Source organism: Flavobacterium sp. FlaQc-49 (assembly GCF_044005985.1).
GTDB classification, from domain to species: domain Bacteria; phylum Bacteroidota; class Bacteroidia; order Flavobacteriales; family Flavobacteriaceae; genus Flavobacterium; species Flavobacterium cupriresistens.
Genome location: NZ_JBIPCS010000002.1, coordinates 19318 through 42156 on the forward strand (window position 1 = coordinate 19318; position 22839 = coordinate 42156).

General features: G+C 35.9%; 13 protein-coding genes. 1 reads left to right on the plus strand and 12 read right to left on the minus strand.

From position 1 onward, the window contains the following. Positions 1 to 39 precede the first annotated feature (39 nt). From ACHRV3_RS03420 to ACHRV3_RS03440, 5 genes are all read right to left on the minus strand, one after another. A complete protein-coding gene (locus ACHRV3_RS03420) occupies positions 40 to 1695 on the minus strand; it encodes a family 16 glycosylhydrolase (RefSeq protein ID WP_395433321.1) in 1656 nt (551 codons plus the stop codon). 56 nt (positions 1696 to 1751) lie between these two features. Then, positions 1752 to 3365 carry a hypothetical protein gene (locus tag ACHRV3_RS03425; protein WP_395433322.1) on the minus strand — a complete coding sequence of 538 codons (1614 nt, stop codon included), beginning with the start codon at positions 3363 to 3365 and terminating at the stop codon, positions 1752 to 1754. A 12-nt stretch (positions 3366 to 3377) separates the two neighbouring features. Continuing rightward, entirely contained in the window at positions 3378 to 4877 is a 1500-nt protein-coding gene (locus ACHRV3_RS03430; protein WP_395433323.1) for a RagB/SusD family nutrient uptake outer membrane protein, read from the minus strand. Positions 4878 to 4888: 11 nt separating this feature from the next. Further along, complete coding sequence (locus ACHRV3_RS03435) at positions 4889 to 7963, minus strand: SusC/RagA family TonB-linked outer membrane protein (protein ID WP_395433325.1); 3075 nt, start codon at positions 7961 to 7963, stop codon at positions 4889 to 4891. 241 nt (positions 7964 to 8204) lie between these two features. Beyond that, the gene (locus ACHRV3_RS03440) at positions 8205 to 11006 is read right to left on the minus strand and encodes a triple tyrosine motif-containing protein (RefSeq protein ID WP_395433326.1); all 2802 of its coding nucleotides are present in this window, start codon (positions 11004 to 11006) and stop codon (positions 8205 to 8207) included. A gap of 191 nt (positions 11007 to 11197) precedes the next feature. Between ACHRV3_RS03440 and uvrA the strand changes: the two genes are divergently transcribed. Further along, complete coding sequence (gene uvrA / locus ACHRV3_RS03445; protein WP_395433327.1) at positions 11198 to 13993, plus strand: excinuclease ABC subunit UvrA; 2796 nt, start codon at positions 11198 to 11200, stop codon at positions 13991 to 13993. Positions 13994 to 14531: 538 nt separating this feature from the next. Here uvrA and ACHRV3_RS03450 read toward each other — a convergent pair. From ACHRV3_RS03450 to ACHRV3_RS03480, 7 genes are all read right to left on the minus strand, one after another. Further along, complete coding sequence (locus tag ACHRV3_RS03450; protein WP_047778776.1) at positions 14532 to 14831, minus strand: hypothetical protein; 300 nt, start codon at positions 14829 to 14831, stop codon at positions 14532 to 14534. Positions 14832 to 15070: 239 nt separating this feature from the next. Beyond that, positions 15071 to 16723 carry a mechanosensitive ion channel family protein gene (locus tag ACHRV3_RS03455; protein ID WP_047778777.1) on the minus strand — a complete coding sequence of 551 codons (1653 nt, stop codon included), beginning with the start codon at positions 16721 to 16723 and terminating at the stop codon, positions 15071 to 15073. Between the two features lie 94 nt (positions 16724 to 16817). Next, positions 16818 to 18287 carry a lipopolysaccharide biosynthesis protein gene (locus ACHRV3_RS03460; protein ID WP_230001405.1) on the minus strand — a complete coding sequence of 490 codons (1470 nt, stop codon included), beginning with the start codon at positions 18285 to 18287 and terminating at the stop codon, positions 16818 to 16820. 31 nt (positions 18288 to 18318) lie between these two features. Beyond that, positions 18319 to 19605, minus strand: a complete 1287-nt coding sequence (locus ACHRV3_RS03465) for a glycosyltransferase family 4 protein (RefSeq protein ID WP_395433328.1) — start codon at positions 19603 to 19605, stop codon at positions 18319 to 18321. A gap of 39 nt (positions 19606 to 19644) precedes the next feature. Beyond that, a complete protein-coding gene (locus ACHRV3_RS03470) occupies positions 19645 to 20118 on the minus strand; it encodes a DUF6036 family nucleotidyltransferase (RefSeq protein WP_395433329.1) in 474 nt (157 codons plus the stop codon). Further along, on the minus strand, positions 20115 to 20282 hold the full coding sequence (locus tag ACHRV3_RS03475; RefSeq protein WP_395433330.1) for a hypothetical protein: 168 nt from the start codon (positions 20280 to 20282) through the stop codon (positions 20115 to 20117). Before ACHRV3_RS03475 ends, ACHRV3_RS03470 begins: the two co-directional genes overlap by 4 nt. 80 nt (positions 20283 to 20362) lie before the next feature. Beyond that, on the minus strand, positions 20363 to 22801 hold the full coding sequence (locus tag ACHRV3_RS03480; RefSeq protein ID WP_395433331.1) for a YfhO family protein: 2439 nt from the start codon (positions 22799 to 22801) through the stop codon (positions 20363 to 20365). Positions 22802 to 22839: the final 38 nt, after the last annotated feature.

A 22839-nucleotide genomic window follows, 5' to 3' on the forward strand; every position in this document is an offset into this window, starting at 1 on the left:
CTCGTTGTTGTTGTTTTAAATCACATCCAACGGGTTACTTTATTGATACACTCTCACATAATCAATCTCCATAGCCGACTGTGAAAAGGCAGAATCAATTGCACCTCCGAAAGTTCCTCCCATCGCAACATTCAAAATCAGAAAGAAATCCTTATTGAATGGCAAAGTGGCATCATTCGGAACAGAGTGAATCAACTCAGTATCAACGTAAATTTTTACCGATGCAGGTGACCAAATCGCTTTATATACATGGAACTCTGTGGATACATTAGGAATGGTTTTAGAACCTGTATTCGCATTTCCTCCGGAACGTCCCGGATAATGGAGTGTTCCGTGTATCAGGTTTTGACTGTTTCCAACATGTTCCATAATATCTATCTCGCCACATGCCGGCCATGCATTAGTAGCATAATTGGCGCCCAGCATCCAGATGGCTGGCCAGGTTCCTCCTCCTATTGGAAGTTTAGCGCGAACCTCAACTTTACCATATGTAAAATCAAATTTTCCTTCTGATTTTAAACGTGCAGAGGAATAATTGAATCCACCTGAGGCTTCTTTTTTTGCAGTGATTTTTAAGTTTCCTCCTTGTACTACTACATTTGATGCGGCATTGGTATAATTTTGTTTTTCGCTATTTCCCCATCCGTTATCGCCATTTCCTAAGTCATAAACCCATTTGGAAGGATCCGGTGCTCCATCCGTATTAAACTCATCAAACCAAACTAAATTGGTGTAATCTGTAGTTGGATTTTGATTGGGCGGTGTTGTGGTAAAGGTATGATACCAAGCCAATGCTGTGTTGCCTCCCATTACGGCTCTAACCGTCATTCTGTTTTCGGTTATTGATAAAATCTCGTAAGAACTTTGTCCGATATAGTACCCCATAAAACCTCCATCAGAGAAATTCAACATCGTTCCTCTGGTTTGCTCGGCATGTTTTGGGTTTTTCATCACTACTGATTCTGAAGGCCCCAGTAAAACCGATTTAATTCCGCTCGCATCGTACGCCAAACAAGCATCAGAACCGGAACTTCCGCCACCGATAGCTTCGAAAGCAGCATTAAAGAATGTAGCTCCACCATTGTCTAACTGATATTTTAGCTGTCCATCTACTAAAGAGAAAGTCAATATGTTTTCGTACAAACAACTGCTCGTTGGTGAGCCCGCTTTTTCAAAAGGAGTGGCTTTGTAGTAATCCGGAATCCAGTTTTTATCGACATTATCATCATTTGGTCCTACCCCTAAATGCCCTACTTCTGCCGCGGCCCAATACCATTTTTTAGAAGTTCCTGCTGTTAAGAACTGTACGGCCTGCTCGTCTTTGAAATCACTAAAAACCTCAACCTCCATTGTTATATTGGTTGCGACACCACCTCTTCCATAAGCAATAACAGTAACCGTGTATTTATTAATTCCGGTGGTGTTGAATCTCTTTTCAGAAATTCCATTCGGCGAATTTTCCGAGCCACCATCGCTAAATACGTATTTATACGAAATAACCTTATCTGCAGTGGCTTTAAAATTAACTTTTCCTGATCCGTCACCATAAGGCATCTCGGCCGTCTTACCTACTATCTCAGCGGTTATCTTAAGATTTGTTGGTGTGTCTATTGCCCCAAACGCATAATCTTCTTTTTGACAACTCATTGCCAGTAGTGCAAAAAGGAACACGAAGTATTTAATATATTTTTTCATTTCGATTTTTTTATAAAATGTAAATTCACTTTAAATGAATCAATAAGACTTACTTTCTATTTATGAAAATAAACGTTATCAATATAAACAGTATGACTTCCGGCAGGCTTTCCTGAATAGATCAACTGTGCAATATGTCCTCGGGTAGTTAATCCTGTAAAGTCACTGAGAGGAATATCCAGACTCACCCAGCCTCCCTGTACGGGTGCCGTAAACTTAATTTCGTGTTCAACATCATCACTTCCTGCTCCGTTGTAAACGCCATTTGCTCCAAAATCGACTAGTTTTATTCTAAATTCTGTAAAATCAGAAGACCATACATCTACGTGAAAATGTGTCATTGCAGTGGCATCAATTGGTGCAACAGGTTCAACACCTACGAAATCTAAATCTGCGTATTTTTTTACTGCATTTCCGCTAATGGCAGTCTCCTCCAATACAGCACTTGACCATGAAGTTCGCCAAGTACTCATTGGTATATTGGTATACGTATCACTAAACAATGAAATAACGTCTCCGGCTGCTTTTGTTGGTGTTGGAGCGGGGGTTAAACTCGTACCTTCTTTATAAAAATAAATATTATCTATAAAGACCGTTCCTTGTGCCCAAGGTGTTCCAACCAATTTCAATTGGAAAATATTGGTCACGATGAATCCATCTTGACTTGTAAAGGCCGAAATCGGAATGTCTATACTAGTCCATTGATTTGCGGTAAGATTTTTCACAACCGGTCTTTCTTTACCTGCTGTATTGATTAAAGAAGTTTCAATTTTCTCTACATCAGCTGTCCAAACATCCATGTGAATGTAATCCATACCGGAAACATCTATAGAAGTCCCCTCTGCTAATGCAATCCCTTGGTAACTCAGCTTGATATAATTCAGCATTTTATCACCATTCAGATCAAACTCGCTCCAACTACTACCTTGGCTGGCTTGTCCCCAATCCGGGAAATAATTGACTCCGGCAAGGTTAGTATATTTAGACCCATAAATCGAAATTACATCTCCGGCTTGTCTGTTTGGAGGCGTTGGCGCTGATGCAGTCGGGTTTAGAATAAGGATGGCTTCAAACTGCTGTGTTTTTTCTGTAGTCTGAATTGCAGCACTTTTTGAAACAACTCGTATCGTATAAACTCCCGCTTGCTGATAGGTATAGGAAACAGGATCTCCATTGTTTGCCGAAACGGGATCCGGTTTTCCTGCTTCTCCAAAATAAACATCGTAGAACAAAGCAAAATCGGCTGTTGCTTTAACGGTTACTTTTTTAGAGATAGCGATATCATTTGTAATAAGAACCACTAGATTTTCGGGAGCTCTGAAAGAAACCACCACTTCTTTGTCTACTGTGGTGATTTTTCCGTTGATTCCCATTGCAGTGATTTTAGCTTGATACACGCCTTCGGCATAGGTGTGTAAGATTCCTTCTCCGGGAGCTACATAAGCCGATTCGGCACTACCGTCGCCAAAATTGATTTTGTATTGCGTTGCACCTTCACCTTTAGGAACAAAAGTTACTTTACCGGTATTATCCTGCGTTACAGTCGTCAAAGCCGAAATATTTGCCGGCGCGCTAACTCCATCTAAATCAATCGTACCACCGTCATCGTTTGCACAGCCTATAAGTGTGGCTAAAACGAAAAGACTTATAATAAAATGTATTTTTTTCATAATTACTTTTTTTTAATAACCCTGATTTTGAGGCCAGTTTCCATTAGCAAATTGAATTTCTTCAATCGGAAGCGGAAATAATTCGTTTTTATTTGCTTTAAAACCAGGTATGGTTCCAGCTGCTTTTCCGGTTCTTACTAAATCAAAGAAACGGTGTCCTTCTCCGAAAAGTTCTACTCTTCTTTCATTCAAAATCACATCCGTCAAAGAAGCTCCTGTAAGATTTACATCATGATTGTTGTCTCCAAAAGCACGTCTTCTTACCTGATTCAGGTATTCTTTTGCTTTGCCATCGTCGATTGCACCTCTGTTGTAGGCTTCTGCTGCCATCAATAAAACATCGGCATAACGAATGGCTCTGTAATTATTTGGATTTGTCAGGTTCAAATCTCCCTGAGAATTGGTACTTCTTTTTCTTGGAATGTATTTTCTGTTAAAGAAACCCGTGTCCTCATTTCCCTTTCCGAATTTAATTCCGTTGCCACCATCATAACTTGCATTTGCCAAAGCCCACGCATTAATATCCAAAATAGCAACCTCTTTGCGTTTGTCACCTGCCGCAAATGCATTTGCACTTTCCTGCGTTGGAAGATTAAAACTAAAACCTGATGTGTAAAGCGGTCCGTCATAACCTCTTACTCCGCTAAAACCTACGGCAACGTTTCCTTCACTACATTGTAAACAGGTAAAAGCTGCTCCTTCAACATCGGTGTATTGCACTTCAAAAACAGATTCATTTCCGTTTTCTTGCTCTGCTTCAAATATTTCATTGTAATTAGGCAGTAACGAATAACCTCCGGTAGTGATTACGGTTTGTAAAATATTCGCAGCCGAAACAAATTTATTTTGGTACAAATACACTTTACCAAGCAATGCCTGAGCAGCACCTTTTGTAACTCTTCCTTTTTGTGAAGGTATTGGAGATAAATTAGCTGCCGCGAAAGTCAAATCCGCTTCAATAGCAGCATAAACTTCTGCAACTGATGAACGTGGTATCTTCGTTTCATCTCCAATTTTAAACCTCGCGTCGCCTTTCATCGGAATACCACCAAACCATTTCACTAATTCAAATTGGTAGTAGGCTCTAAGAAAACGGGTCTCCGCTATAAGTTGTGTTTTACCTTCAAAATCTATTTTATTTTGAAACTCTAGTATATAATTAGCTCTTTGAACACCTGCAAACATCCAGTCCCATACATCTTTAAGGTTACTGTTTGTCGGTGTATGAATCATATCATCTATTTGCTGAAAACCAATTACATCTGTTGGACTTTCTCCTCCACAAAGTGTATTGTCTGATGCAATTTCACCCAATAAAACATTTACATATGTGGCTTGAAGTAAATCGTAAGCTCCGATCAAAGCCTGATCGTAATCGGCCTTTGAATTAAAATAATTCTCAGAGTCGATGGAATATGGCGGAGTGGGATCAACAAAATCATCCGAACAGGAAATCGTTACGGCTGAAAACAGTGTTACCATTACTATTGTTGTAAAAAAATATTTTTTCATTTTAATAAAAATTAAAAATTAATGTTTAAGCCTAACAAATAGGTTCGTGGAACGGGATAGAATCCATAATCGATTCCGGCTCCAATAGGAGATTGCGATACTCCGTCTCTATTTTGAGGTCCAAAAGAAGCTCCGGGATCAAAACCTTTGTACTTTGTAAAAGTGTACAGATTATTTACTCCTGCATACAGTCTTAGTTTTGTTATTCCGGCCTTCAGCGTTACTTTCGGGTCAAGTGAATATCCTATCTGTATATTTTGAATTCTCAGATAAGAAGCATCCTCAACAAAATAATCGGAGAAAACATTGTTTGCGGTAGCTCCTGTTGTAACTCTTGGTGTCGAATTACTGGTTCCTTCTCCGGTCCAGCGGTCTAAAACATAATTTAAACGATTGGCGTTTGTAACGGTTCTTTCGTAGTTTCTTACCATGTCATTTCCGACAGAGGCAAAAGTAAAGAGCGCAAAATCTACGTTTTTATAATTCAGTTGTAAATTGAATCCCATTGTGGCTTCGGGAATTGGGTCTCCAATATTTGTTTTATCCTGAGTATCAATTTTTCCATCACCGTTTACATCAACAAAACGAAGATCTCCCGGCGCCGCATTGGCTCCCAACGCTAATTGAGAAGGGTGCGCTGCAACTTCTGCCTGATTCTGAAAAATCCCATCGGTTTTATAGCCATAAAAATAACCAATTGGTTTACCTACTTCCATACGGGAAGGCGCCAATTGCCCTACTCCAAAAGCTCCTCCGGGAATAAATCCGGTACCATTGTTTACTTCCAGCACTTCGTTTTTCAAAAACGTTACGTTGTACCCCACACTTAATGAAAACGAATTAGAAAACTTTTCTTTATAATCTATTGAGAATTCAACCCCGGAATTTCTAACGGTACCTGCGTTCACTGTTGGCGGACTTGCACCAGGTGCTCCGGTACCATTAATTCCTGAAACAGGGACATTGGGAATCAACAAATCTTTTCTCGTATCAATAAAGTAATCGGCAACGATGGAAACTTTGTCGTTAAAGAGTTTTAAATCTAAACCTGCATCAAATTTTTTCGCCTCTTCCCATTTTAAATCAGGATTTGGCACTTGTCCTGTTGCCTGGCCACTGGCCAAAGAACCTCCAAACACATAGGTCGCTTCACCATTTAATAGAGAGATATAGCCGTAATTTGGAATTTGATCATTCCCCAGCGTACCATAACTGGCTCTGAACTTTAAAAAATTAAATGTTTCAGATTTGCCAAAGAAATTTTCGTCAGAGATCACCCATCCTGCGGTAAGAGAGGGAAAATAACCTACTTTGTTCCCGGGACCAAACTTAGTAGAGGCATCACGTCTGATCATAGCCGAAAACAAGTATTTTCCTTTGTAGTCGTATTGTACTCTTCCAAAATAAGAAAGCCTTCTTTGATCGTACACATATCCGGCTGTATTGACCGCGACCGGTACTCCTCTTGTTAAACTAATGTCGGCATACTCCCAGGAATTGTTCGGAACATCAAAACCGGTAGCATTAAAACTGTTTCCCCATTGTTTGTAGATGGTATTACCTATTGTAGCGACAATGTTATGATGTTCTGAAATTTTAGTCGTATAAGTTCCAAAAAGGTCAAATGAATAGTCATTGTCATTCGTTGCACCCTGATTAACGGAACTTCTCAATACGTCAAATACTTTATCACTAGGATTAATCCAGTACAAAAGTTTTTTCGCAAAAGTTTTTGATTCACTGTTAGCCGTATTAAAACCTATAGAAGACGATAACGTAAATCCTTTAAAAATTTTATAATCCAAGCCAAAATTTCCATTGATTTTTTTATAATTATAGTCATTATAAGTATTTTCAATTTGTGCTAGTGGATTTATAATTTCGTTTCCAAATCCGGCTATAGGCACTTTGGTAAGTTCACCATTAGCATCGTAAGGAGTCATCGTTGCAGGCACGTTTAAGGCATTAAACAAAACCGATCCTAATCCATTTTCATTTAATGTTTTTCTGGTGAAATACGTATAAATAACATTGGTTCTTAATTTGAATTTTTCGCTTAAATCAGCACTAAGGGCTATCCTAGCTGTATTTCTTAAAAAACCTGATTTATCACCGCCTACTATACCTTCCTGATCTAAGTGAGAACCACTAACAGAATACGTGATTTTTTCTGAACCTCCCGAAATAGTCAAATCGCTATTGAGAATAGGCACTCCTGTCTTAAAAACCTCATCCTGCCAATTGGTTCCTTTGCCTAAACCGCTTACGTTCGGGTAAAGAACCGGTTTTCCTCCATTGGTATAACTTTCGTTTAACAATAAAGCATATTCAGTGGCATTCAACATTTGTATTTTTCTGGATGTTTCCTGAAATCCGGTGTAACTGTTGAAAGAAACTTTGGTTTTAGAATTTTTCTTCCCCATTTTGGTCGTTACTAAAATAATTCCGTTTGCTCCAATCGTCCCGTAAATGGCGGCCTGAGCATCTTTTAAAACGGTAATAGTCTCAATATCGTTTGGGTTTAAAATTCCTAAATCTCCCACATAACCGTCAATAATTACGGTAGGTGAATTTTGTCCATTAGTAGCAATACCACGAATACGGATATCCAACGGAGCTCCCGGCGAACCTGATTGTGTGGTCACATTTACTCCTGAAATAGTTCCTTGTAAAGCTTGTTCGATTCTTGTAGGTTTTAAAATATCAAGTGTTTTACTGTCCAGAACCGCTACTGCTCCCGTTACTTCTCTCTTTTTCTGGCTACCATAACCAATCACAACAACTTCGTCCAGTGATCTGGCATCCTCACTCAATTTCACCGTTATTTTAGGTCCCGTAACCGCAACTTCCTGCGTACGAAAACCAATATAACTTAAAACAATTATAGTCCCTTTTGGAACACCTGAGAGCTTAAAAGATCCATCAAAGTCTGTGGTTGTACTTTGTGATGAACTTTTAACTTTTACATTCACACCAGGTAATGATAAACCTGATCCATCCAGTACTATTCCGGTTACATCAAAAGTCTGCGAGAATGCAAAAGATGTAAACAGTAACAATACCATTAGTAATAATTTAGATTTCATAATTAGTTAGTTTTTATTGAAAGTTAAATTTATCGCATCCTTTTAACAATAACCCAAAATTAACCTCAACAAAAAACATACATCATAAAAAAATAAGACTAATTTTTAAGATATCATAAAACAAACCCTTATTTAACTGTAAATTACAAATGTTAATTTTTTTAACATTTGCATCGAAAATGCACAACAAAACGTTAATGTTGTGGTGATGTATAGGTGTTTTGGGGTACTCTTGGGTTTCCTATACAGCCAGAATGTACTCTACTAAGCCATTTTCGTGCTGTAAATCCATTTTTTTGCGTAAACGATATCTTTTTATCTCCACACTTCGAACGGAGATATTAAACAAGGGAGCGATTTCTTTTGAAGAAAGATTCAATCGTAAATAAGCACAAAGGCGCAAATCGTTGGGTGTTAATAAGGGATGTAAAAGCTTAATTCGCTTTAGAAAATCTTTATCGGCACTATCAAATGCTTCTTTAAAAACCTTCCACGAATCCTCTTCGGTAATGTTATCGTTTATGGTTCTGATCACCGATTTGATGTTTTTAGTATCGTCCTGAGCTGTTTTCTTTAAATCTTCTTTGATAAAAGCCAAAAGTTCATTTTTACTATTCAAACTCATAGTCGAAACGGCCAGCTCTCTGTTTTTAGTATCGACATCTTGCGACAACTGTTCGTTTCTTAACTTCATGAGTTGCTGCTCATTTTCCAGTTCTTTTATCTCCAGCAAAAGATTGTTTTCTTCGATTAGCTTTTCTTCTTGCTTTCGGTAAAAATTACGATAGGTTTTGTTTACAAAATAGGCCAGAATAAGGATTAGCAGAAAATAAATAAAGTAAGCCAGATAGGTTAAATACCAAGGTTTTAAAACCACAAAAGTATAAACCGCTGTATTTTGCAGGATCGTATTGGCGTATTTAGCTTTTAATTTGAATGTATATTTGCCCGGTGCCAGATTTTTAAAATTAACCGACGATTTTGTACTCCATTCGCTCCAATCGTTTTGAAATCCTTCGAGTAAATATTGATATTCTGTGTTGATGTATTTGTTGTACTCGGGAACGGTGTAGTTTAAGGTGATGTTATTTTCATTCGATTTAAAACGTCCTTCTTCATTGAGCACAACATCCTTCAGCGTTTGATTTTGCTTATTTATTGAAATTTCCGAAATCAAGACGGTATAGTTTTTAAAACTTAAATCATCAATATCCAGCATATAATAACCATCGGTAGTTCCGATTAAATAAGTTGATTTTGAAATTTGTGTAATATTCTCGAAACCCAACATCGAATTGGTCAGAGAGGACGGAATCGGAATTATGTTTTGTTTTAACTGATTGCTAAGTTTGCTGGCAGAGAAGTAATGAATATAGTTTTTAGAGAAAAGCCATATTCTGTTGGAATTATCTACAATTAATTTACCGGAAGTATATTCGTCCTTTTCAAAAATAGAACTTAGAACTTTCTCTTTTTCAAATTGTTTTGTGGCAGGATTCAGTTTAAAAATTCCTCCTTTGTAAGCATAATAAATCGAATTATTGAATTTTATTAAACTTGCATTTTTTCCTTTTTTTGGAGCTGAATAGGCATAGAATTCTTTTGCTTTTAAAAGACTTTTGTCCAGTTTAAACCTAAAAATCCCCTTGTACTCGTGGCTAACATAAACCTCCAGATTATTTGTTATTTCGAAATAACGGGAAGAATAATCAAATCCCTGAATCTTATTTCTAAACTGCCATTGATCCCCTACTTTTTCTAAAACCGAAATTCCGTAATAATTCCCTTGTATTAACTGGTTTTTCGCATTCGGAACGGATTCAAATTTCCAGGTTCCTGAACCGGAGAAAATAGTTCTTGCTGAGGTATTCGCCACGATAAAAGTCCCTGAATCGTGCCCGCAAAAAAGTGTATTATCATAAACAAACAGCGACCAAACTTGTCCTTTTGTTCCGCTTATAAACTGAAAATCTCCATTGCTTTGGTATTTTTTACAAAACAATCCCTGATTGGTACCTACATACAACATTCCGTTGTAGGTAATCGATGCGTATACGGTTCCCAAAACGCCGGTATCGTCTGTAAAATTATGTACCGGTGTTTGCAGATTAATACAATTAATTCCATTATCAAGACCCACCCATACATTCTGATCTTTATCTTCAAACAAAGACAGAGCGGTATTGTTACTCAAACCTTTACTTTGCGAAATATGGTATCTTAATTGTCCTTCTTTTGACAGAATATAAATCCCATTTGAAACGGTCCCTAAAGCATATCCTCCATCCTGCAAGCGCTGACTGCTGTATACAAAACTTGATTTCAAATCTGCATCTACAGCGGTTTTAAATGGTGTTAATGCAGTTCCGGTTAACTTATAAAATCCGTCTAATTGGGTTTGAACTAATAAACCATCGTCAAGTGTAAAAACATTAACAATAGTATATTTTTTAAAAACGGGATGATCTGAAATTAGTTTTCCTTTTCCGGCTTCAATTTCAAAAAGACCTTCGTTTGCGGTTTGATAATAAATCGAGTTTTTGGTACTGAACGATTTTATAACCCCTTTTTCGGGCGAAATGATTTTGAAATTTTTTGTTTTTGTATCGTAAATATAAATTCTGTTTAAGGACTGAAACAAAATCCATTGATCGTATTTTAGAATGTTCCAAAACTGTTCATCATCCAGAATTTTTGATTTAATGGTATCACTTAGCGATGTATACGTCAATTTTCCGTTTGGCTGTCTTGTCCAATAGCCAAAATTCATATAACAACCTGTGTAGATCTTATTGTCGATTACTTTTACAGAACGCATTATGGTTTCGTTTGGCGTCGGATATAATTTCCAATTGGTACCATTAAACTCCAGAAGGCCCTCGTTGTTGGCAAAATACAGGTAATTTTGCTCGTTCTGAGAGATCATCCAACTTTGATTTCCGGCACCATAAACGATAGGCGGATATTTTACAATTGGCGGCAGCTCTTGCGAAAACACCGTAAAGCTCACCAAAACAAATAGCAGATGTAATTTTGATTTCAAACTGGAATGGTATTAATTTACTATAAAAACTGCTCTAAAATAGCTTATTTTATACTGATACAATAACTTTTTAATAAAAAAACCAATATTAAAAAATGAGAAACCAAGCTGTAAATTGTTAAGATTTGGATCAATCTCATTAACTAAACTCAAGTCAAAATTGATTACTTTTGTAGAAATTGACTTTTTTTATGCAAATCGACCTTTCTACACTCGACCCAAAACATAATATCATCATTAAAGGCGCACAAGTACATAACTTAAAAAATGTAGATGTAGCTATTCCCAGAAACAAACTCGTGGTTATTACAGGACTTTCAGGTTCCGGAAAATCTAGTTTAGCCTTTGATACCTTGTATGCCGAAGGGCAGCGTCGTTATGTAGAGAGTTTGTCTTCTTATGCGCGTCAGTTTTTAGGTCGTTTAGACAAACCAAAAGTTGAATATATCAAAGGGATTGCGCCGGCAATTGCGATTGAACAAAAGGTAAATACCACCAATGCCCGATCTACTGTAGGAACATCGACTGAGATTTACGATTATATGAAACTGCTGTATGCCCGAATTGGTCGTACGTACTCTCCGGTTTCAAGTCAGGAAGTAAAGAAAAATACCGTTACTGATGTTGTTTCAGATGTAAAAACATTGGAATTAGACAGCAAATGGCTTTTATTGGCTCCGATCCATCTGGAAGAAGGAAGACAATTGGAAGACAAACTAAAAGTACTGCTTCAACAAGGTTTTGCCCGTATTCTTGTGAATAATGAAATGGTTCGTCTGGATGAATTTGCTGAGGCAGAGTTACATCAATTTGACAATAAAGACATACTGCTTATTATTGACCGAATCGTTGTAAAAGAGGAAGAAGAATTCTATAATCGTTTGGCAGATGCGATACAGACTGCTTTTTTTGAAGGAAAAGGGATTTGTTATCTACAGGAATTAAACTCAGAACGAAGATTTTCTTATTCTAATAATTTTGAATTGGATGGCATTACGTTTTTAGAACCGAATGTTCATTTATTCAGTTTCAATAATCCCTACGGTGCTTGTCCGGTTTGTGAAGGTTATGGAAACATTATCGGAATAGATGCCGATCTGGTAGTTCCAAATACTTCTTTATCTATTTTCGAAAGCGCCATCTATCCCTGGAGAGGTGATAGCATGAGCTGGTACAAAGATGAATTGGTTAAACATGCTTATAAATTTGATCTTCCCATTCATAAACCTTATTTTGAACTGTCAGAAGAACAAAAAGAGTTGATTTGGAGCGGAAATCAATATTTTCAAGGGCTAAATGATTTCTTCAAAGAATTAGAAGAAAAAAATTATAAAATCCAAAACAGGGTAATGTTATCCCGTTACCGTGGAAAAACAAAATGCCATGTTTGTCGTGGTAAACGCCTACGCGAAGAAGCGTCCTATGTAAAAATCAATGGAAAAACGGTTTCTGACTTAGTCGATTTACCGATTAAACATCTGGTTACTTTTTTCAAAAATATAGAACTAAACGTTTACGAACATCAAATCGCAAAACGTCTGATGATCGAAATCAATAATCGTTTGTCATTCCTAACCGAAGTAGGTTTGGATTACCTTACCTTAAACCGAAATTCAGCAACGCTTTCGGGAGGAGAATCACAAAGAATTAATCTGGCTACTTCTCTAGGAAGTAGTTTGGTTGGATCTATGTACATTTTAGATGAGCCAAGTATTGGTTTGCATCCAAAAGATTCGGAACGCTTAATAAAAGTTTTACTCTCTCTGCGTGATTTAGGCAATACCGTTATTGTTGTAGAGCACGACGAAGATATCATGAAGGCAGCCGATATGATTATCGATATTGGTCCAGAAGCCGGTACTTTTGGTGGACATCTAGTCGCGCAAGGTACTTATCCTGAAATCCTGCAATCAGAATCTCTGACTGCAAAGTATTTAAATGGAGATCTGGAAATCACCGTTCCGAAAAAAAGACGAAAATTCAAAAATCATATTGACATTGTTGGCGCCAGAGAAAACAACTTAAAAAATATCAATGTTACTTTTCCTTTAGACGTTTTAACAGTCGTTACCGGTGTATCCGGAAGTGGAAAAAGTACCCTGATAAAGAAAATTTTATTTCCGGCCATGCAAAAAATGCTGGAAAGTGCTTCTGAAAAAGCGGGTCAGTTTAGCGAAATAAAAGGTTCTTTTTCGCAAATAAAACATATTGAGTATGTCGATCAGAATCCGATTGGAAGAAGTTCGAGATCTAATCCTGTTACGTATATCAAAGCTTATGATGATATACGTGATTTGTACTCCAAAGAAAAACTATCTAAAATAAGAGGATATCAGGCCAAACATTTTTCTTTTAATGTTGATGGAGGCCGATGTGAAACCTGTAAAGGAGAAGGTTCTATTAATGTTGAAATGGTCTTCATGGCCGATGTGCAGCTACCCTGCGAAACTTGTGGGGGCAAACGCTTTAAAAAAGAAGTCTTAGAAATTACTTTCGATGATAAAAACATCAACGATATCCTTACGATGACGATCGATGATGCTATTGCTTTTTTCGAAAAAAACAAACAAACTAAGATCACTCAAAAATTACAACCGCTTCAGGATGTAGGTTTAGGGTATGTGCAATTAGGGCAATCTTCTTCTACTCTCTCAGGTGGTGAAGCGCAACGTATTAAACTGGCTTCCTTTTTGGTAAAAGGAGCTACAAAAGACAAAGCTCTGTTTGTATTTGATGAGCCTACTACCGGTTTGCATTTTCACGATATCAAAAAATTACTTGCTTCGTTTGAAGCATTGATAGATAAAGGTCATTCGATAATTGTTATTGAACACAATCTGGATCTCATCAAATGTGCTGACTGGATCATTGATTTAGGCCCGGAAGGTGGAGAAAATGGAGGTCATTTACTAGCGGTAGGAACTCCGGAAGACATTGTAAAAGTAAAAGAATCGGTTACTGGAATATATTTAAAAGACAAACTGTAGGTTTTGCACAAAGCTTTACGAATACTATTTCGTTTAGTCAGTGCAAGAATGACGAAATAGTAAAAGGAGAAATCACAAACCTTAGATCACATCCTTTTAATTCGTTTAATCTGTGGCAAAATAAAAAGGAATAGCCACGAATTACACTAATTTACACTAATTTCTTTGTCAATTGAATAGATTGGATCCTTCAATCAGTAGAAAAAAAATTTTATAAGAATCTCAATAATTAATTCGTGTAAATTAGTGTAATTCGTGGCCAGCTTTTCTTTGTATTGCTATCACTCTGAACGAGCGTACTTATTTTTGTACCACAGATTTCTAGAAAGTACATTTTTGGGATAGGAAATACAAAAGTAGAATAGCACGCAGATTTTGCAGATTTAACAGATTTTTTCAAAAAACAATGAAAAAAAATCTGCAAAATCTGCGTGAAAAAAATAAATAAATTGCGTTTAATACGTAACTAAATAACTCAAAAAATAAAACGGCCAGAAATCCTATTTCTGGCCGTTTTACTTACTGTTAGCTGTTACTTTTAAGCTACTAAACATTTCTCTTCAAAAGGAAACCCGTCTTCATCTATTGCGACTAATATTTTTTTCTGTTTAGACGCTTCCAGAGTAAGATAAAGCCATGCAAATGACCATAACCCCAAAGTCAGACAAAAAATTGTAAAATTCAAACTGTGATTGACCACTTTTCCCCCTTTTGAAAGAACTGCAAAAAGCAATTCATCATTTCTTTCTTCCAGTGTAAATCCATTATGAACTTTATTCGATATCATATTAGAAAATACTTGTAAGCTTTGTTCCTGACTAAGTTGATTGTGCTTCATAATTACCAAATTAAATTAATCCCAATACTTCCACTCTCATTGTTAATTTTTCTTAATTACTATCAATTATTTCAATCTACTAAAACACCATTACTTTATATTTATTGCATTTTATTAGATTTTTTTAATCATACTAATTAAACTGCTATTAAATTCTCACCTAAAGTTAGTTTTTATTAAGCGAACAACAAAATAAAAAACTGTTAAAATTTCAATACTTATATCTGCCTATCAGCGACTTAACTCTTGTTCTTTACATTAAAAGTTGGTGCTTCATAGTCTGTTTTTAAATAATTTTCAGGAATTGTTGTTGTGTTTCCGTCCCTTAACGCTTTATAATGTGGAGACATGATCTCTATCCCGGCAGCATTAAAAGAGTCCTGAATATTTTGATGCAACGACGAATAAATCCTCGGTTGTTTTGTAGGTTCTTTAGTATAAACGTTTACCTGATAAGAAACGTAAAAATCATCCAGACTCGTTTGCAATACAAAAGGAGCCGGAGTTTGTTCTATCATGTCTGTTTTTAGTGCTGCTTCAATCAAAGCTTTATGAATATCTTTCCACGGAACATCGTATCCAATTGTCACTGTAGTGTGGATTAACAAGCCATTTGAGGCATTTTTTGTATTCGCCGAGAAGTTCGTCGATGTACTCGATAATACGGTCGCATTTGGAATCGTAATGTCTTCAAACTTCGGAGTTCTTACACGGGTTACTAAAGCTGTTTTTTCGATCACTTCCCCGCTTACATCACCAATCTTTATAAAATCACCAATCTTAAAAGGGCGCATATAAGTAATAACTAATCCTGCCACCATATTCGCAATGGCGTTTGAAGAACCCAATGAAAACAAAACCCCCACAAATACGGAAACTCCTTTGAAAATCGGAGAATCGGAACCCGGCAGATACGGGAAAATAATAACCAACATAAAGGCCATCATTAAAAACCGAATAATATTAAAGGTCGGCATTGCCCAATCGCTGTAAAAACCATCGATTTTTATGTTCTCCTTTTTTATCTCATCGAAAAAGAATTTGATAATTTTAAGTGCGTATTTGAATATTACAATGATGACTATAATAGCAAATAAACTTGGCAGAAAACCAACAAATCCTAAAAAAGCAAGTTTTGCCGGAGAAAGCACCCAACGAAGCAATGTTGTGGTGTAATCTTCTGTAGCCGGAAAAATACTAAACAATAAAGGCAAAGAGAAATAAACGATCAGAATCAGCGCAATAATCTTGATGAATCCGTATAAACGCATCACGACAAATTGCTGTCTTTGCGGCGAAAGCATCGTGATATTATTATAAACAAACCCTTTAAAGTGTTTGTCGCTGTTCTTTAAAATGTAAAGTTTAACTCTATTAAAAATCTTGCCGACAAAAAACAGTATAAAACCAACAATCAGAATCAGCAGAACCGTATAACCCAATCTTTTTGGAAGCTGGGAATGGTTTTCGTTCTGATTAACAATTGCTTTCTTAATCAGGTTTAAATTGCGTTTTGCAAGATAAGCTGCGGACTGTTTTTCGACTTTGGCATCAATCTCTAAAATAGACATAATGACAAAATCGCCTTTGTACATGATATCCTGAGTAATATCTGACGGAACAATTCGGATTGAATCGGCATCAAAAAAAGCCTCTTCGTATAGTTTTTTGATTTTTTCTGTAATAGCATTCGCCCTATTCTCGGCAGAAAAAGAGCCTACTTTATTATAAACGTAAAAAAGTGTATCTTTAAAAGGGCTTACAGGATAACCTTTTAACTTAACTGAATCTATAGCTTTTGCTGGCTCTTGCGGCTCTTTTTTCTGAGCAAAACTGACAGAAGAAGACAGTGCAATAAAGAGCACTAAAAAACAAACTAATCTTTTTTTCATAAGCTATTAGAAATAAATTAATTATCCTTTCTAACAAATATAAAAACAATTAAGTTTCCTTTTAACATTTCTTTTTATTTTCTGTAAAATCTTATTAAATGCTAATTCCGATCCTTTTTAAAAGATTCTTAATAACCTGATTAATTTCAGGTGAGATATTGAACTTATAATTGAAATAAACATAAAAAACAGTTACTATAGCGGATTTTAATGCAATGCTAATCAATTGATAAAAAGGAAATTCCCAAAAATAAAACACTAAAAACAAAGCAGCTGTTATTAAAATAGAATGTATCGTCTGTTTTGTAAACGGATACAGATGCAGTCTCTTAACCACAAATTGCAATTTAGCTAAGCTGTATAAAGTAATAGACAATAAAGTCGCGAATGCAGAACCGAATATTCCCCAATACGGAATAAAGATCATGTTTAAAACAAAAGTCAAAAACACCAGCAGTAATCCTAAATACAAAACCATTCGGTAGTATTTGGTATTAAAAATAATGGCATTATTGTTTCCTAAAATCAAATCGAAGTACTTCGACAATCCAATCATAAACACTACAGGAATTCCCCCACTGTATTCTTTAGGAACCAATTCGTACAATTGATTGATGTTTACAAAAATACACAACATTACAAAACCACCCACGAACTGTAGGTTTATTGAAGTTTTTTTATACAAAACATTCAGTTCATCATGTTTATTTTCATGCATCAATTTTGCCGTAATTGGATATACAATCTGATGCATCGCCCGACTTGGAACCGAAATTACCAACGCAATATATGTTGCAACAGAGTAATAGGCAATATTCTCAATTTTCATGTATTGATTCAGCATCAGTTTATCCCCGTCCAAAAGTAAATTTGCTACACTTCCTGATAGAATAATAAAGAAAGTATATTCCATTACACTTTTTACATTCGCCGGAATTGTAATCTGAAAATTGGGCCTTTTTATGTAAAACGCATAAAACATGGTCACCAGAAAGCCAATAAAATAAATTACTGCGGTCACGTAAACAAATTGCACCAAGGTAATCCAATGAAAATACAAACCAACCAATGCAAACGAAGAAAACAATCTCAATCCTACTTCTTTAATGAAATTTCCAAAAACCGAATGCATGTGTACTCTTGCCCAGGCATAAAAAATCTCAAAATAAGCCATACAAATTCCGATAAAAGGAATCAGAAGCATAAACTCCTTTACAACAGGATTTTCTTTAGAAACAAAGGCCGTAATATCGTCAAAGAAGAGCAAACCAATAATCCCTAACGGAATACACATTATAATAGGAAACAATGCCGTAAACGACAGAAACTGCTCTCTTTCTTTTTCTGTTTTATACTGGGAATAAAATTTAACCAGTGTGTTTTGCATTCCGATGGCAAACAAGGGCATGATTACATTGGCCGCAGAAAGAACATAATTGGTTAAAGCATAATAGGTAGCACCTAAAAAAACAGGATACAAATAAAGGGTATTGATGGCTCCAATTCCGAAGCCTATATAAGTAATTATGGTATTTTTGAAAGACTGATTTAAGACAATGCCCATTTGTAATTTTAGATTGTAGTGTTCTGATCGTTTATTCGCTAATCAACTGTGCTAACTGTTTGGTTAAGTTTTTTCTCGAATATTGTTGTAAACCAACGCCATTCGCTTGTAATTTCCCTTCCAAATATTGATTATAAAAGTCCAAAATTACACTTTTTAGTTTCGCTTTTTCAGAATAATCAAAAAATACGCCTGTATTTGTTTCCTTTATAATATCCGCGAAATCAGAACCTTGTGGTCCAATTGCAATTATAGGCCTGTTTGACACCATATATTCAAACAATTTACCCGGAATAATACTTCTGGTATCTTCTGAATTAATTTCGATCAGCAGCAAAACCTGTGATTTTTTTTGATGCACAATAGCTTCATGATGCGAAACGTAACCCAACAGGTTTAAATATCCCTCCAGATTAAACTCTTTAATAGCATCTAATACTTCCTGACTTACGGCACCAATTAATTTTATTTCTAAATGTGTCTTAAAATCCGGAACTTCCTGAAGTAATTCGATCAGACTTTCCCATAAAAAACGCGGGTTACGATCTGAAAGAAAGGATCCGATATGAGCCAGAGTAAACTTGGTATCCAGCGTTTGTTTTTCAACATTTTCTATGTCATAACCGTTTGTAATTACCGAAATTGGTTTACTGGTGATCGCCTGAAACTCCGTTTTCGTCGTTTTACTGGTTACAATAATCGTATCTGCCGAATTAAGCACTTTATGTTCTAATTTTTTATGTTTTTTCGCAGCGTAAGCAGATAAACGCAATGCTTTATGATAGCCAATTGTAGTCCACGGATCGCGAAAATCAGCAAACCATTTTACATTTAGTTTTTCTTTTAATTCTAATCCGATTAAATGCAAACTGTGCGGCGGACCGGAAGTTACAATCGTATCTATATTGTTTTCTTTTATATACTTTTCAAGATAAGAAACAGAAGGTTTTACCCATAAAACACGGGCATCCGGAATAAAAAGATTCCCTCTGACCCAAAGAAAAAGTTTATCCAGAAAAGTTTGCTTTTTCTTTTGCGGAAAGATTCCCGAACTGATTTTCTTTGTTTTATTTTTAGAAAAAAGAGCCGCCAGTTGGTAAGGCTCCATAATTTTATTTTTAAGAACAATTACCTGATCCGACACTTCATTAACCAAAGCTTCATCAACGATTGGATAAGTTGGGTTTTCAGGAACATAAACGATAGGCTGAACATTAAAGTCAGGTAAGTACTTTACAAATTTCAACCAACGTTGTACACCAGGCCCTCCGGCAGGTGGGAAATAATAGGTAATGATTAAGAGCTTTTTTTGTTCCAATTTATTTTATTTCTAACACAAAAACTAAGGATCGTTTGACTAAACTTCGTCTTCTGTATCTCTATTTAATTTGTTTAATTCTTCAATATCTAAGATATCTTTTGGTCGGTTTGAAGCTTTCTTCGCAATGATTAAATTATTGTAATCAATAAAGTAAACAGGCGTTTCTCCTATCATTACTATTGTTGCCTTATCTAAAAGTGACGAAAAACTTTTGTCCTCCAACCCTTTAACGGTCGTCATTACATCCAGTCGTAAACCATAACTCAAACTAAAATCAGTCCAGCCCGGAATAAACTGCATGGTTTCAATAGTTTCAAAATCACCTAAATTAATTGACTTCAATGCTTTCCTTAAATTCACTCTATTCTCCAGAGTATCCTCTAAATAAATATCAATGTCACCAGTACCACGATTATATCCGTAAATATTTACCGCAAAACCACCAATAGTTATGTATTTAACTTTGTTTTCAAAAAAACTATTCCAAATAGCAACTATTTGTTCGTTCATCTATTTTTAGGTTGTATTTTTTTTGCTGTTTTAAGCATGTAAGAAAGCTCAAGAATAGCCATTAATCGTTCTAATCTTTCCAAATAAGAAAGTCCTTTGATTTCAGCTATTCTTCTCTCTTCTAACTCTTTTGGAGTACCAAAATTTAAAACAGTTGTCTTCATAATTTAAGTTTTAAATTACTACAGCAAATATACTAAATGATTCTTTTATAGTAAATTACAAAAAGGCTAAAAATAGTTTGTTAGTTTTTAACCTTGCTATAATTCTTTCTCTCAAAATAAATCCCACCAATCAACAATAATAACATTCCGATTGAACTTATCAAGGTAATCGTACTTCCGGTTTTTACAACCTGAGGTTCAAATTTAAACTCAATAGTGTGTTGACCACCCGGAATCTCCATCGCTCTTAAGACATAATCGACAGGGAAATGATCTGTCAATTGTCCATCGATATAGGCATTCCAACCATTTTTATAATACATTTCAGAGAAAACAGCCAAACCGTCTTTCTTATTATCTGATTCGTATTTAATATAATTTGGTTTGTATACTACCGTTTTGATTGTTCCGGTTGTATCCCATTGCTTTTTTAAGCGTGCATTTCTGAATTTACCTTCGTGTTCACGGACATTAAAAACAGCGACCCTTTTGGTATCGATATTGTCTAATGCTTTCATGACATCATCCGGTTTGTTTACCAGTCTAACCGAACTTACAAACCAGGCATTACCATTGGTATTCGGGTTTACGGTCGGGAATTCTTTTCCTTCTTTATCGGTCTGGATAATATATTTCACATTCAACATGTCCAGTACTTCCATATTGTTTTTTGCAATTTGGTAATCAAACAACTGTTGAATTCTTCTTGGTTTTGCTGCGTGGTATCCTCCCAATGAATGATGAAAATAAGAAGCACGTGCACTCGACATATTTCCGTTTACTTCAAAAACTCTGTAATGTGTGGTATCTTTTAAAATCTGAGCATCAGATGGCGTTTCCTGAAATGGAGCTGCAATTTGCACCGGACTCACGAAATCTTTGGCTGAAACGTATTTTTTATCTACAAAGAACAAATCAAAAATCATTAAAACACCAACAATGACTAAAGTTGTACTTTGCGAAAATTTGTTTTTAATGAACAACCACAGAATTCCAAAAGTCACTACAATAAAAAAGCCTGATCGCAATAAATCTGCCGAATACAAACTCATTCTGTCTTCTTTTAAAGCGTCAACAAAATCAGGTCCGTAACTTTCTAAGTAATAACTATCGCTGCTTCCTGAAAAATGAAACATGCTTTTGGTAATTACTAAAATCAACAAAATTCCAAGACCAAAAACTCCGGTTTGCACCAATGCTTTCTGTTGTGATTTTGGTTCTTCTTTCGCTTTAAAAAACGATTGTAAGCCCATAACAGCCAAAACAGGGAAACACAATTCGAGTATCACCTGAATAGAGGAAACGGCTCTGAATTTATCGTACATTGGTACGTAATCGATAAAAAAGTCTGTTAAAAGAGAGAAGTTTTTCCCCCATGAAAGTATAAGTGAAACTAATGCTCCCGAAAGAAAAACGTATTTTATTTTTCTATCATCAATAAACAATGCCAAAACGGCTAAAAAGAAAACTACAACCCCAATATAAGCCGGAGCCGCAACAATAGGCTGGTCTCCCCAATAAGTAGGCATCCCCGATACAAAATCTTGTGCTTGTTCTGATGGAACTCCTTTTTCGATCATGAAAGAATACATACGACTGTCTGTCCCTACATTTTCATGATTTGAACCTCCAAAAAGTCTTGGCGCAATTAGATTCAAACTCTCCGCAATTCCATAACTGTATTCTGTGATATATTCACGGCTTAACGCATTCTCATTTGTCTTTTTAGTTCCATCTGGATTAAAAGTCAATTCGCTATTGCTTCGTGTACTAAATTTAGCATATTCGCTAGTCGCCAATAAATTAGTTGCATTGGCTCCAATAGCCAAAATTCCTGCAGCTACCAAAACACCAAACGAAATTAAAAGTGGCTTGTATTCTTTATCTTTAATGAAATTGAAAGCATAATAACCCGAAAGTATCAGCAGAAAAATCAATAAATAATAGGTCATCTGGAAGTGGTTGGCATTAACCTCTAAAGCCACCGCAAACATGGTGAGCAAACCTCCCCAAACGTATTTTTTCTGAAAAACCAATATAAATCCGGCAATAACCAATGGCATATAAGCAATCGCATGTGCTTTTGCATTGTGCCCTACTCCCAAGATAATAATTAAATACGTCGAAAAACCAAATGCCAATGCCCCGATAAAAGCTTTTAAAGGATCTGTTTTTAAAACCAACAACAAACCGTAGAAACCTAAAAAGTATAAAAATAAATAATCAGCAGGACGAGGTAAAAAACGCAATGCATCGTCTAATTTCCCAACATAATCGTTCGGATAATTGGCACCAAGCTGGTATGTCGGCATCCCTCCAAAAGCAGAATTTGTCCAATAAGGCTCGGCATGTTCTGTAGCTCTAAAATCATTTTGTTCCTTTGCCATTCCGGTATATTGAGCAATATCAGACTGGAAAATTTGTTTTCCCTGTAAAACCGGGTAAAAATAAATTAGGGAAACGAGAATAAAGCCCAAAACTACTAGGGCGTGCGGATAGAACTTATTTACTATTTTCAATTTAGGCAAGTTTGGTTAAATGATGAATCCTGTTTTTT